The organism is Pseudomonas sp. 2995-1, assembly GCF_002742505.1.
GTDB lineage: Bacteria > Pseudomonadota > Gammaproteobacteria > Pseudomonadales > Pseudomonadaceae > Aquipseudomonas > Aquipseudomonas sivasensis.
Genome location: NZ_LJSA01000377.1, coordinates 519888 through 532463 on the forward strand (window position 1 = coordinate 519888; position 12576 = coordinate 532463).

The following is a 12576-nucleotide window of genomic DNA, read 5'->3' on the forward strand; positions in this document are numbered from 1 at the left end:
GCCTTTTTTAGTCGCTGGAGCCGATCACGCGCAGATTGCCATAATTGAGCCTCACTTGAGGAGCTCCAATCATGGATACATCGATCCGTCGCGGTTCTTGGGAAATGGTCGCCGCCATGCTCATCTCGGGCACCATTGGCTGGTTTGTGCTGGTGTCGGGCGTGTCGGTAATTGAGGTGGTGTTCTGGCGCTGTGTGATCGGTGGGCTCACGTTACTGCTGGTCTGCGCGGTGCTGGGTTACCTGCGCCTGGACCTGCTCAGTTGGGCCCGGCTCGGGCTGGCGATGCTCAGCGGCGTGGCCATCGTCGGTAATTGGTTACTGTTATTTGAATCCTATTCCCGCGCATCCATCGCCATCAGTACGGCGGTGTACAACGTTCAGCCGTTCCTGTTGGTCATGCTGGCGGCGCTGTTTCTCGGTGAAAAAATCACCCTACAGAAACTGGCTTGGCTGAGTGTGGCGTTTATGGGGATGCTGGCGATTGTCACTGCCCATGGTGAGCAGCAGAGCGGTGGTGGGGACTATTTGACGGGAATCGTCCTGGCGTTGGGCGCAGCGTTTTTGTATGCCGTAGCGGCATTGATCATCAAGCGCTTGAAGGACGTGCCGCCGCATTTGATGGCGTTGATCCAAGTGATTACCGGTGCGCTGCTACTGGCACCGCTGGTGCCTTGGAATAGCCTGCCGCAGGCGAGTAATGCCTGGTCGGCATTGGTGGCCCTGGGCGTTGTGCATACCGGGTTGATGTATGTGTTGCTGTACGGGGCGATCCAGAAACTGCCGACGGCCATCACCGGCGCGCTGTCGTTTATCTACCCGATAGCGGCGATCGTCGTCGATTGGATTGCCTTTGGCCACCGCCTGGGTTGGCTGCAATGGCTGGGGGTGGCGGCTATTCTGCTGGCGGCTGCCGGGTTGCAGCGGGGCTGGTGGTGGCCCCGCTCCCGCAGGGTTAGTGCGTGCCCTGAAAGATAATCTTATCCGGGTTGAAATGCTCCACCACGCTGCCCGGCTGCGGCAAGCCAAGGATATGCCCCTTGATCTTGCCCACCACATGCATCTCGCACGGCTTGCAGTCGAACTTCAGCGTCAGCACTTCGTCGCCATGGATCAATTGCATCGGCGCGACCTTGGTTTTCACGCCCGTCACACCCTTGGCCTGTTTAGGGCAGAGGTTGAACGAGAAGCGCAGGCAGTGCTTGGTGATCATCACCGGTACTTCGCCGGTTTCTTCATGGGCTTCAAAGGCAGCGTCGATCATCTGGACGCCGTGACGATGATAGAAGTCGCGGGCCTTCTGGTTGTAGACGTTAGCCAGGAACGACAGGTGCGCTTCCGGGTAAACCGGCGGCGGCGTGGTCTCGGCCTTGCGTCCACCACGGGGGTGAGCCGCGACACGGGCCGCAGTCAGCGTTTCGATCACTTCGCGGCGCAATGCCTTGAGCTGCGAGTTGGGGACGAAGAACGCCTGTGGCGCGTCCAGCTCGATATTCGTCGCGTGATACTCGGTAGTCCCGAGTTGGCCAAGCAGGTCGCGCAGGGTATCCAGCGCCTGCTCCGGCTTGTTGGCCGCGCCGAACGGGCCGGGCAGGGTGACACTGGCGCTGATGCCTTCTTCACTGGTGGCGGTAATTTCCAGCTGGTCTTCACGCAGGCGCGCGACCCACGACAGGCCGATACGGCGCTCCGCCGAGGTCTTGAGCAGCGCTTGTTGCCAGTTATGGTCCAGGTTGCGGTTCAGCGGATGGTGCGGGCGCAACTGGTGCAGACCGGCCGGCATTTCGTTCGGCTCGACGCGGTAGCGATAGCGCTTCTGGCCGTCTTCCTCGAACTCGCCCTTGGGTTCGGCGATGTTGGCGCGAAAACCCACCACTTCGCGTTTGACCAGCACGTTCAGCCCGTCACCGTTGGACAACGGCTCATGGGTGACCACTTGCAGATCGCGCTTGCCGGCTTTTTCCACCGTACCGACCGGCAGGCCGGTGAAGGTCGGCGTGTCGAAGGCGCCGATGTCGATCTTGCGGTCGCTGACGAAATAGTCGGTGCTGCCACGGTGGAAGGTTTTTTCCGGGTCAGGCAGGAAAAAGTGCACCGTGCGGCCGCTGGAAGCGCGGGCCAGGTCTGTGCGGTCTTCAAGCACGTCGTCGAGGCGCTGGCGGTAATAGGCGGTGATGTTCTTCACATAGCCCATGTCCTTGTAGCGGCCTTCGATCTTGAACGAACGCACACCGGCTTCGACGAGGGCGCGGATGTTGGCGCTCTGGTTGTTGTCTTTCATCGACAGCAGGTGCTTTTCAAAGGCCACAACGCGGCCCTGATCGTCTTTCAAGGTGTACGGCAGGCGGCAAGCCTGGGAGCAATCGCCACGGTTGGCGCTGCGGCCATTTTGCGCGTGGGAGATGTTGCACTGCCCGGAGAACGCCACGCACAGGGCGCCGTGGATAAAGAACTCGATGGCGGCATCGGTCTCGTCGGCGATGGCGCGGATTTCCTGCAGGTTCAGCTCACGGGCCAAGACCAACTGCGAGAAACCGGCCTGGTCGAGAAACTTCGCGCGGGCCAGGGTGCGGATATCGGTTTGGGTGCTGGCGTGCAGCTCAATGGGCGGAATATCCAGCTCCATCACACCCAGGTCTTGCACGATCAACGCGTCAACACCGGCGTCGTAGAGCTGATGGATCAGCTTGCGCGCGGGTTCCAGTTCGTTGTCATGCAAGATCGTGTTGATCGTGGTGAAGACGCGTGCATGGTAACGGTGGGCGAATTCTACCAACTGAGCGATATCGCTCACGTCATTACACGCGTTATGGCGGGCGCCGAAACTTGGGCCGCCGATGTAGATGGCGTCGGCGCCATGCAGGATCGCCTCCCGCGCGATGGCGACATCGCGGGCAGGGCTGAGCAATTCCAGGTGATGCTTGGGCATGGACATAGTTTTTTTAGTCAGGCTTGTCACGGTTGAGGCGCGCATTGTAGCTGTGAAATGCCTGACCGGCATCAACTCAGGCCTGGGCGGCCATCGCGGTCACTTCCACGCGCATGCCTTCTACCGCCAATGCAGCAACGCCAACCGCCGCACGCACGGGCCAGGGCTTGGCAAAGAAGCGTTTGTAGACTTCATTAAAGGCCGCACGATCGGCCATATCCGTCAGATAAATGGTCAGGTGCATTACCCGATCCATGGAGCTGCCAGCCTTTTCCAGCGCGACTTTCAGCGCTTGCAGGGTGCATTCGCATTGCAGGGAGATATCGCCCAGCTCCAGGCTGCCGTCGGCGCGGGTCGGGATCTGGGTAGAGACCAGGATACCGTTGAAGCCAATTACGTCGGATGAGATGGAGTCAGCATCAGGATCGGGGGTGTAGGACAGGTCGTGGTTGGCCATGGGCGCCTCTCGTTGGCAGGTTGCAAAGGCGCCCATGGTCCCCGAAAACAGCCGCGCGGGCAAACCGCAATGCGCGGCTTTTTGACGCCAGAAAATAAACATTAAAACCGCGTAAAGTCGCGTATTCAGCCGCCGATAGCCAGTTACAGACAGCTTCTTCGCACGGTTGAGGGTACGTCATGTTCAATAAAGCAGTTAAAACAGAACTGGCGGCCAGGACGGCCGAAGTCACCGAATACAAAGGACTGTTTACTGCACTCGAACGCTCCATGGCCGTGGTCGAATTTGACCTCAATGGCAAGGTGTTGAGTGCTAACGACAACTTCCTGAGGACGCTGGGTTACAGCCGTGAGCAACTGCTCGGCAAATCCCATCGTGATTTCTGCTTGCCAGCGCTGACCAGCAGCTCGGCCTATGGCCAGTTCTGGGCTGACCTCAAGGCCGGAAAGTTCGTGTCAGGTACGTTTAAGCGGGTGGACTCCCAAGGCAGGACTATCTGGCTTGAGGCCAGCTACAACCCGGTGCTGGATGAGCGTGGCCAGGTGTTGAAAGTGGTCAAGTACGCGTTGGACGTCACTGCCAAGGTTGAACAGGAAGCCGCTACGCGCAGCAAACTGACGGCGTTGGACCGGGCGATGGCCGTTATCGAATTCGATTTGAACGGGCAGGTACTGGACGCCAACGACAACTTCCAGAACGTCATGGGGTATTCGTTGGCCGAGCTCAAAGGTAAACACCACCGCCTGTTTTGCGAACCGGCCCTGATCAACAGCCATGAGTACGCGGACTTTTGGCGGCGCTTGAACAATGGCGAATTCTTCACCGGGCAATTCAAACGCCTTGGTAAACATGGCCGGGTCGTGTGGCTCGAAGCGAGTTATAACCCGGTCTACGACGGCGACGGCAAGCTGATCAAGATCGTCAAGTTCGCCAGCGACATCACCGAACGTGTAGAGAAGTTCGAAGAAGACTCCCGTGGCGCCTCCCGTGCTTATCACATCTCGTCCGAGACCGAACGGTTTGCCGAGCACGGCACCCAGGTTATCCAGGAAACCGCCACGGAGATGCGCCGGATTGCCGAAAACATCGGCTCATCCGCGCGCCTGGTCGGGCAGTTGGGCGATCGTTCCGAGCAAATTACCGCCATCGTCAACACCATTCGTGGCATCGCCGACCAGACCAACCTGCTGGCGCTCAACGCCGCCATCGAGGCCGCAAGGGCCGGCGACCAAGGCCGTGGCTTTGCGGTGGTGGCCGATGAGGTCAGGCAACTGGCCGGGCGTACCAGTCGCTCCACAGCGGAAATCGCCGAGATGATCGGCATGATCCTCTCGGAAACCCGCGACGCGGTGACCAGCATGAACGCCACCCAGGAAGGCGCACAACGCGGCGTCCAGTTGGCGGACCAGGCGGGTTCGGTGATCTTGCAGATTCGCACCAGCACCAGCGATGCGGTGCAGGCGGTGAGTATGTTTGCGTCGAAGCTGGATGAGTCGGAGGTGATTCCCAAGACTGCCATAGGCTGGGTTGGCTAATCGCTGGCTCGCTGTTGATGTTGGTCTCAGGCTTGCTTTTGGGGCTCTTTTCCAAAAGTGAGCCGCCGTTACCTAGATAGTGGATAGGTACACCGAACGGCCGCTGTCGCGGGCAAGCCAGCGCTCACATGTTACGGCGGATTTTTTTGTGGGGGCGTCCTTGAGCGCTGGGCTTAGCTGAACTCAATGCGCCAAACCCTGCAGCGCGATCCCCATCGGAAACGGTGCCTGGTGGGTTGCTGCCTTCATTTGGTTGCGATAACCCAGCGGGCTAGTGCCCAGTTGTTTTTGGAAGGCACGCCGCATGCGCTCTTCACGGCCGAAACCAACCGTTTGCGCTATCCGCTTGATGGGTTCACTCGTGGTGGCCAGCACCCGGCAGGCGGCTTCCAAGCGCAAACTCTCCACCGCCTGTGCGGGCGTATCGCCCGTGGCGGCGACATAGGCTCGCGCAAAGTGACGCGGGCTCATGCCGAATTGCTCGGCCAAGCGCTCCACGCGTAGATCACCGTTCAAGTTGCCCGCAATCCACGCATGCAAGCGCGCCAGGCGTACATCGGGATCAGTTCGCAGAGCGGTGGACTGGGCTTTGAGCGAAGCGCTCAACTGCGGTTGCTCGGCCGAGCGCCACAGGAACACGGTGAAATAGCGCGCCAATGACAGCGCCGCGTCGGCCCCCAGATCCTGCTCGACCAGTCCCAACGCCAAGTCGATGCCTGCGGTGGCGCCGCCGCACGTCCACAGGTTGCGGTCATGCAGGTACAACGCGTCGGTCTGGCAGATGACCTTAGGGTAACGCGCCTGCAATGCTTCGGCGAACTTCCAGTGGGTCACTACGTTGCGCCCATCGAGCAAACCGGCGGCGGCCAATGCGAAGGCGCCGGTGCCGATTGAACAGAGGCGACGGATCGCCGGGGCGCGGCCGCGCAGCCAGGCGCAGGCATGCTCGTTGGCTTCCAGGGCGTCCATGCCGGGGCCGCCCGCGACGATCAGCGTATCAATGTCGGGCGCTTGTTGATCAATTCGTTCCAGTGACTGGGTGCTGGCGCTGATCCCCGACACCGAGCTGACCTGGCCTCCAAACGGTGAGGCAAGCAGCAACCGATACGGCGCCTGTGTGGCAAACGCGCCGCCCAGCAGGCGTGGAATCGCGGCAAACACCTCCAGCGGTCCAGCGGCGTTGAGCAGCAGCAAGTCATCGAACGCTAGCACCACCACCGTGCGCACAGCGATGCCCGACGTGGCAGTAAAGGAGGGGTGTTTGGCATGGAGCGGCACGGCGAGCCTCGACATACTGGATTCAACGCAAAAATGAGGGAAAGACAATGACGTTAAAACCGGGTGCTGCCAAGTACGCTGTACGACAACACTTGGTCGGGCTGGTGTGCTGGGCTGCGTTGTTGATCGCGCAACCGGTGTCGGCTGCGCTGCATGTGGGTGACCAAAGCGGTTTGACCCAAGCCATGCTGCACGCGGCGGGGGAGGATGCGGGGCTGTCGGGAACGCTGGTGTGGCATCCATTCACCGCAGGTACCACGCTGCTGGAAGCCCTGAGCGCCGGAGCCATCGACCTGGGTGTGGTCGGCAACGCGCCGCCGGTTTTTGCCCAGGCTGGCGGTTTTGATATCCGCATCATTGGCGTGGCGAGCGGGGCGCAGAACAATAACGCGCTGGTGTTACCTGAGGGGACCACTGTCCAGCGAGTCGCCGATCTCAAGGGCAAACGGGTCGCCGTCGCCAAAGGCACTAGCGGGCACTACCTGTTCCTGGCAGCGCTGCATCAGGCCGGGCTCACAACGCGGGACCTGAACATGATCTATGCCAGCCCCGTCGATGCACAAAACGCCTTTGCCAGTGGCCGGCTCGATGCCTGGGCAGTGTGGTATCCCTTTGTTGGCCAAGCCACTTCGCGAGGCGCGCGGGTACTGCTGGACGGCAGCGAATGGCCGGAAACCGGGCAGAATTTTACGGTGGCGAGCCTCAAGGCTCTGGCCGACCCTGAGCGTACGGCGCAGGCCGGTGACTTGCTGGCCAGGCTCGCCCGCGCCCAAGCCTGGGCCACGGCGCATCCAGATGCCTGGGCCGAGGTGTTTGCCCAGACCACGCGGCTGCCAATCGCTCTGGTGCGCGACATGCTCGCCCATCAAACCTTGCAGTACGTGCCGATTGATCCTGCCGTCATCGCCTTGCAACAGCGTCTGGCGGACCTGTTCGCCGCCGAGCGGGTGATTCCCCGTGCGCTGGACGTCGGGCAAATCTTCGACCCGCGCTTCAACAGCCTTTTACCGCCCCCCCACTGATTCGCTTATTTCTGACCTTGTCGACGTAGCCTCGGCAGGGATTCCTGCACCCGGAGAAACCTCATGCACAGCACCACCCTCAAACGCCAGAAGACCGGCCTTATCACCGTCGACCACGCCCGCAGCGCGGGTGGCTACACCTTGTTCGCACCGCAAACCGCCGAGGGCAATGTGTTCCTGATCGACATCGACGGCGAGGTCGTGCACCGCTGGAAGCTCCCTCAGCGCCCCGGCCGCGACGCTGTGATCCTGGGCAACGGCAACCTGGGCTACAACGGCAATCACCCGGATTCCCCGGAGCTCTTTCCCGGTTGGTCGGTGTGGCACGGCGGTGCCTTCAGCGAGGTCACCCCCCAAGGCGAGGTGGTGTGGGAATACACCGATTTGCTGCACCATCACGACGCTCAATGGCTGGACAACGGCCACCTGCTGTACACCACGGTGGAGCCCTTGAGTGCGGAGTTGGCCAGCCGAGTGGTCGGCGGCATTCCCGGCAGCGAGGCGGCGGGTGGCGTGATTTATGCGGACGTGGTCAAGGAGGTTGACCGCCAAGGGCAGGTGGTCTGGGAGTGGCGCAGTTGGGAGCATTTGCGGCCCGAGGATTACCCGCTGCACGACACATTCGAGCGTTACCACTGGCCGATGACCAACGCGGTCTCGCCGGGCAGTGACGGTAAGGTCATTCTCAGTTTGCGCAGTGTCTCTTCGGTGATTGCTATCCAGCGTGGCAGTGGCGAAGTGTTGTGGCGCCTGGGCCACGATCTGGTCGCGCAGCAGCATTGCCCGACTGAGCTGGAAAACGGCAATGTGCTGGTGTTCGACAACGGCATTTCACGCCCACATGTGAGCATGCCGCACTCGCGCATCCTGGAGATCGACCCGCACACGCAGCGTATCGAATGGCAGTACGCGGACACGCCGGGTTATGCCTTCTTCACGCCATTCATGGGCGGCGCCCAGCGTCTGCACAATGGCAACACGCTGGTGACCGAAGCCAACTTTGGCCGTCTGTTCGAAGTCACGCCAGCCAACGAAGTGGTGTGGGAGTACATCAATCCGCACTTTGCCGCCTATCCCGATGCAGCCTCCCGGCGTTACCTGCCGGGAGAAAACAACGCGATCTTCCGTGCGCACCGTTACCAGCGCGAGGACATTGCCTGGCTGTGAGGGGGGAGGATTACTCTTTGACGTCCATGAACTCTTCAGCCCACGCCACGTAGTTTTCCGGGAGCGTGTAAGTGTGCGTCAGTTCGGTCGCGCTGAGATTAGAGGTGCTATGGGTTAATTGGCGCTGGGCACGCAAGCTGTCGTAAGTGGCTTTGATCGCCGCGAAATAGGCGCCATGCCCGGCAACCACCACGCGCACGCCCAGGCTCGCGAGGCGCTGGGCGTCGTTGAGCTTGGGATTGCCGTAGGTCACCAGCATCAGTGGAACGGTGAGGTTTTCTGCGATTTTTTCCAGATGCTCGAAGTCACTCACGCCCACCATGCAGATCCCATCCGCACCGGCTTTTTGATAGGCCAGGGTGCGCTCGATCACCGCTTCGGCGGGCAACACACCCGCATTGGTCCGAGCGATGATTGAGAGTTCAGGATCGACACGGGCTTCCAGGGCGGCGCGGACTTTGCCAATGCCTTCCTCGATGGAAATCAGGTCGGTGGATTTTCGCCCGAATTGCGCCGGCAGCAGGGTGTCTTCAATCGTCAATGCGGCCACGCCGGCGCGCTCAAGCTCTTCGACGGTGCGCATCACGTTGAGGGCATTGCCGTAACCGTGGTCGGCGTCGGCGATAAACGGCAGTTGAGCGACACGCCCAATGCGCGTGGCCTGCTCAACGAACTCACTCAGCGTGATCAACGCAAAATCGGGCGCCGCCAATACCTGCAACGACGCGACTGACCCTCCCAGGATACCCACCTCAAACCCCAGGTCCGCCGCGATACGGGCGGACATGGGGTCAAATACGGAAGCAGTTTCAACGCAGCTCGGCTTGGCAAGCAATTCGCGGAAGTCACGGCGCAGCGTCGAGTGAGATTTTTTGGGCATGTTCTTTCCTGGCTCTGATCGTCATGTGACGACATATGTCTATTCGTGGTCGCGCGAGATTACCATGCAGGCAGGCCGGGGATTATGACGTTTGAGCATGGGGTATGCGCCAAACAGATGTTGCACGCTGGCGTTAAAATGCGTAGGTGGCATTATTATAGAATTACGTTATGCGTTATCAGTATTTTACAGGTGGCTGGATGGGCCTCATCGTATGAGGCAGATTATTCCTGTGAACACTACCGAGACCGCACGCGCGGATCGACTTGATCTGCCTGACAAGGCATCTGGAGACGAACGTGCGTTACCTTTCAAAACTGGCGGCCGGGTTAGCCGCCGCACTGCTGAGCCTGACCGCGAACGCGCAAACGCTGGTGGTCGGCGACCAAAGCTACAACGCCCAAGCCGTCATGGAAGCGGCGGGGGGGCTGGACGATCTTCCCTATACCCTTGAATGGAAGCAATTCACCGCCGGCTCGCCAGTTGCCGAAGCGCTCAACGTCGGCAGCCTCGACATCGGCCTGCTGGGGGATGCGCCTGTGCTGTTCCTGGGCGCATTGGGCGCGCCAATCAAGGTGATTGCCGTCAGTCGGCAAAATCTCGACGGCGTGGCGATTCTGGTTGCGAAGGATTCGCCGATCAAGAGTCTCGCGGACCTTGCAGGCAAGCGCGCGGCCATCTGGAAAGGCTCCTGGAGCCAGCAATTATTGCTGACAGCGCTGGACAAAGCCGGCGTGCAGCGCGACGCCCTGGAGTTGCGTTACCTGAGCGCGTTGGATGCCTCCCACGCGCTGGAAGGCGGCTCGGTTGACGTCATCGCGACCTGGGAACCCTATGTGACACAGCAGGAACGCCAAGGCGCGCGGGTGCTGGCCACGGCGCAAGGGCTGATTCCAGCCCAGAGTTTCATTGCCGCCAACGCCAGTGCTGTGGACGCCAAACGGGCGCCCATCAGTGACTTTCTCCAGCGCCTGAAGAAAGCACGCGACTGGGCTCGCCAAGCGCCGGCCAACACAGACGCCTATGCCGACGCGTGGGCCAAACGTACCCGAGCGGATGCTGAAATCGCCCGTGCCTGGTTTGCCCGCGCGCGCACCACCGTCGAGCCCGTAACGGCCCAATCTCCCGTCGAAGCGCAAAAGACCGTGGACTTTTTTGCCGGCCAGGGACTGGTCAAGTCTTTTCCGGCTGCCAGCTTGTTTGATGACTCGTTCGCGGCGTCTTTGCAGCCCGCCGTCGCTACTAAACAGCCGTGAACGCCTCAAGGAATCCTCTGCAAATGACCAAACGACAGCTCAAACTGGGTGCCTTGACCATGGGCAGCGGCGGTCCAGGCCGACACAACCTGTGGCTCGACCCTCAATTGCCGGTCGATGCGAGCGTCAACGTCGACTGGTATATCGAGATCGCGCGCCAAGCCGAGGCGGCGCTGTTCGACTTGATATTTATCGTCGACAGTCAGTTCATTACGCCGGGCTCACCGTCCCATTACCTGAATCGACTGGAACCGCTGACGCTGTTATCGGCGCTCGCCGTGAGCACTCGACACATTGGCCTGGTGGGCACGCTCACTACCTCTTATAACTCGCCGTATAACGTCGCGCGGCGCCTGGCGTCACTGGACCTGATCAGCAAAGGCCGTGCGGGTTGGAATGTGGTCACCAGCGGCGACGCCGGCACGGCGGGCAATTACAGCCGCGACGAACATTACGACTACGACACACGCTACGGCCGCGCGGCGGAACACGTCCAGGTGGTGCAGGGGTTGTGGAACTCCTACGAGGACGATGCATTCGTACGTGACCGGGCGACCGGCCAGTTTCTCGATCCGAGCAAACTGCATAGCCTGAATCACCAGGGCGAACACTTTTCGGTGGTCGGCCCGTTGAATATCCAACGTTCAGCGCAAGGCCAACCGGTGATCTTCCAGGCTGGTGATTCGCAGCAGGGGCGCGACCTGGGGGCTGCGACGGCGGATGTGATCTTCACCCATGCCGCCAGTATCGAGCAGGGCCAGGCTTTTTATCAGGATATAAAGGGCAGGGCGGCGCAACAGGGGCGCGACCCGGAGCAATTGCTGGTCATGCCGGGCGCTGAAATTTATGTTGGCGACACTGACGAGCACGCTCGGGAAATCGAGCAGCACTATCATCAGACCGATCACAGCTTTGAGCTCGCCCTGAAGGAGTTCGGGCGCAATTTCGGCTGGCATGATTTCAGCCAGTACGACCTCGATGCACCGTTTCCCCAGCAAAGCCTGGAGGCTGCGCGCAGCAGCTTCTTTACCGCTGCCAAACGCATTGCAGACCAAGCGCGCGAGAAAGGCTTCACGCTGCGCCAGGCCGTAGAGTTCGGCCGACAACTGCGTCCCGGTGCATTCGTGGGTACGGCTGAAACCGTCGCGCAGAAAATGGCCGAATGGTTCGAGGCGCGGGCCGTGGATGGGTTCAATATCTACATCGGGCACCCCGAGCAATTCCATCGTTTCACCCAGGAAGTCATACCGTTGTTGCAGGCGCGTGGTGTCTACCGCACCGCGTATGAAGGGACAACCTTGCGTGAAAGCCTGGGATTGGAGATCCCCCGGTTTGAGCGTCGCGGGTCGACGTTTACGGTGGACCCAGCAACCGGGTTAGAGTGGTCATCCGTTACCCGTTGATATGTGAAAAATGAAGCGTGCGTTGTTTGTTTCTCTGGATGGTCCCAAGGGCGTCGGCAAGACCACACTGTTGGAGGCCGTGACGAAAGCCCTGAGGGTCGACCACCACACAGTGATCCGGCTGAGCGAGAAAAAAAGCGATCCCTACAGGGCTGAAACCATGGCCCTGGTTAATCAATTCGTCAGAAACCCCAGCAGGGAGTTGGAGCTGACGGTGTGCGAGCGCTTTGCTGATAGCCGCCGGTGGATTTCCCAACAGGTGCTACCGGAACAGCCGCCGGGCAGCATCATCCTGATGGATCGCTGGTACCCGTCAGAAGCGGCGTTTCGCCGGCTGGTGCCGTTTGCAGAGATTCTCCAGCTGAACCGTGACCGCAACGTGCAAGTGCCAGACCTGCACGTTGGGGTTGTCACCGCGCCTGAGATTTCATGGGCGCGAGCGGCTGCACGAACGCGCGGGTTGAGCAGTACGGTCATGCATGCGTTGGAAGAACATGTTGCTAGCACCGAGGCGTTTGAGCAGGCGGTTGCCGATCATGACTGGGTGCTCTGCCGCAATGAAGGAACGATCGAAGAGGCAACCATGCAGGTGGTTGCTCATATCCAAAGAGTCCTTCGTGATGTTTCGCCTCTAACCAATCAGGGTTAAG

Annotated in this window: 11 protein-coding genes; 7 read left to right on the top strand and 4 right to left on the bottom strand. The window is 60.6% G+C overall.

The window, feature by feature from the left end; all coding sequences use genetic code 11:
* Positions 1-71: 71 nt before the first annotated feature.
* Entirely contained in the window at positions 72-977 is a 906-nt protein-coding gene (locus AOA61_RS19590) for a DMT family transporter (protein ID WP_095184782.1), read from the top strand.
* Here AOA61_RS19590 and AOA61_RS19595 read toward each other — a convergent pair.
* Together AOA61_RS19595 and AOA61_RS19600 are read right to left on the bottom strand one after the other, a co-directional pair.
* Positions 955-2934 carry a U32 family peptidase gene (locus AOA61_RS19595; RefSeq protein WP_032887361.1) on the bottom strand — a complete coding sequence of 660 codons (1980 nt, stop codon included), beginning with the start codon at positions 2932-2934 and terminating at the stop codon, positions 955-957. The two genes, AOA61_RS19590 and AOA61_RS19595, sit on opposite strands and share 23 nt — an antisense overlap.
* Positions 2935-3004: 70 nt before the next feature.
* Positions 3005-3385 carry a RidA family protein gene (locus AOA61_RS19600; protein ID WP_032887358.1) on the bottom strand — a complete coding sequence of 127 codons (381 nt, stop codon included), beginning with the start codon at positions 3383-3385 and terminating at the stop codon, positions 3005-3007.
* Between the two features lie 179 nt (positions 3386-3564).
* Here AOA61_RS19600 and AOA61_RS32500 point away from each other — a divergent pair, with 179 nt between their 5' ends.
* Entirely contained in the window at positions 3565-4920 is a 1356-nt protein-coding gene (locus tag AOA61_RS32500; RefSeq protein ID WP_095184780.1) for a PAS domain-containing methyl-accepting chemotaxis protein, read from the top strand.
* A gap of 183 nt (positions 4921-5103) precedes the next feature.
* Here AOA61_RS32500 and AOA61_RS19610 read toward each other — a convergent pair whose 3' ends face one another.
* Positions 5104-6213 (bottom strand): GlxA family transcriptional regulator, encoded by a 1110-nt coding sequence (locus AOA61_RS19610; protein ID WP_099602471.1) that lies wholly within the window; start codon positions 6211-6213, stop codon positions 5104-5106.
* A gap of 32 nt (positions 6214-6245) precedes the next feature.
* Here AOA61_RS19610 and AOA61_RS19615 point away from each other — a divergent pair, with 32 nt between their 5' ends.
* A complete protein-coding gene (locus AOA61_RS19615; RefSeq protein WP_099602472.1) occupies positions 6246-7220 on the top strand; it encodes an ABC transporter substrate-binding protein in 975 nt (324 codons plus the stop codon).
* Positions 7221-7283: 63 nt separating this feature from the next.
* Positions 7284-8387: an aryl-sulfate sulfotransferase gene (locus AOA61_RS19620; protein WP_099602473.1), complete on the top strand. Its 1104-nt coding sequence runs from the start codon at positions 7284-7286 to the stop codon at positions 8385-8387.
* Positions 8388-8397: 10 nt separating this feature from the next.
* Here the strand turns inward: AOA61_RS19620 and AOA61_RS19625 are convergent, their stop codons facing one another.
* The gene (locus tag AOA61_RS19625) at positions 8398-9267 is read right to left on the bottom strand and encodes an oxaloacetate decarboxylase (RefSeq protein ID WP_099602474.1); all 870 of its coding nucleotides are present in this window, start codon (positions 9265-9267) and stop codon (positions 8398-8400) included.
* Positions 9268-9566: 299 nt separating this feature from the next.
* On the opposite strand from AOA61_RS19625, the gene AOA61_RS19630 reads away from it, so the two are divergent.
* From AOA61_RS19630 to AOA61_RS19640, 3 genes are read left to right on the top strand one after another with little or no spacing between them, the layout of a single operon-like run.
* Complete coding sequence (locus AOA61_RS19630) at positions 9567-10523, top strand: ABC transporter substrate-binding protein (protein WP_099602475.1); 957 nt, start codon at positions 9567-9569, stop codon at positions 10521-10523.
* Between the two features lie 23 nt (positions 10524-10546).
* Positions 10547-11926, top strand: coding sequence for an LLM class flavin-dependent oxidoreductase (locus tag AOA61_RS19635; protein ID WP_099602476.1), 1380 nt, complete (start codon positions 10547-10549; stop codon positions 11924-11926).
* 10 nt (positions 11927-11936) lie between these two features.
* Positions 11937-12575: a dTMP kinase gene (locus tag AOA61_RS19640; RefSeq protein ID WP_099602477.1), complete on the top strand. Its 639-nt coding sequence runs from the start codon at positions 11937-11939 to the stop codon at positions 12573-12575.
* The last annotated feature ends 1 nt before the right edge of the window (position 12576 follow it).

What these genes read in the sequence shown, in the direction of transcription:
- AOA61_RS19590 (WP_095184782.1), top strand. Translation starts at nt 72, where the DNA reads ATGGATACATCGATCCGTCGCGGTTCTTGGGAAATGGTCGCCGCCATG.
- AOA61_RS19595 (WP_032887361.1), bottom strand. Translation starts at nt 2,934, where the DNA reads ATGTCCATGCCCAAGCATCACCTGGAATTGCTCAGCCCTGCCCGCGAT.
- AOA61_RS19600 (WP_032887358.1), bottom strand. Translation starts at nt 3,385, where the DNA reads ATGGCCAACCACGACCTGTCCTACACCCCCGATCCTGATGCTGACTCC.
- AOA61_RS32500 (WP_095184780.1), top strand. Translation starts at nt 3,565, where the DNA reads ATGTTCAATAAAGCAGTTAAAACAGAACTGGCGGCCAGGACGGCCGAA.
- AOA61_RS19610 (WP_099602471.1), bottom strand. Translation starts at nt 6,213, where the DNA reads ATGTCGAGGCTCGCCGTGCCGCTCCATGCCAAACACCCCTCCTTTACT.
- AOA61_RS19615 (WP_099602472.1), top strand. Translation starts at nt 6,246, where the DNA reads ATGACGTTAAAACCGGGTGCTGCCAAGTACGCTGTACGACAACACTTG.
- AOA61_RS19620 (WP_099602473.1), top strand. Translation starts at nt 7,284, where the DNA reads ATGCACAGCACCACCCTCAAACGCCAGAAGACCGGCCTTATCACCGTC.
- AOA61_RS19625 (WP_099602474.1), bottom strand. Translation starts at nt 9,267, where the DNA reads ATGCCCAAAAAATCTCACTCGACGCTGCGCCGTGACTTCCGCGAATTG.
- AOA61_RS19635 (WP_099602476.1), top strand. Translation starts at nt 10,547, where the DNA reads ATGACCAAACGACAGCTCAAACTGGGTGCCTTGACCATGGGCAGCGGC.
- AOA61_RS19640 (WP_099602477.1), top strand. Translation starts at nt 11,937, where the DNA reads ATGAAGCGTGCGTTGTTTGTTTCTCTGGATGGTCCCAAGGGCGTCGGC.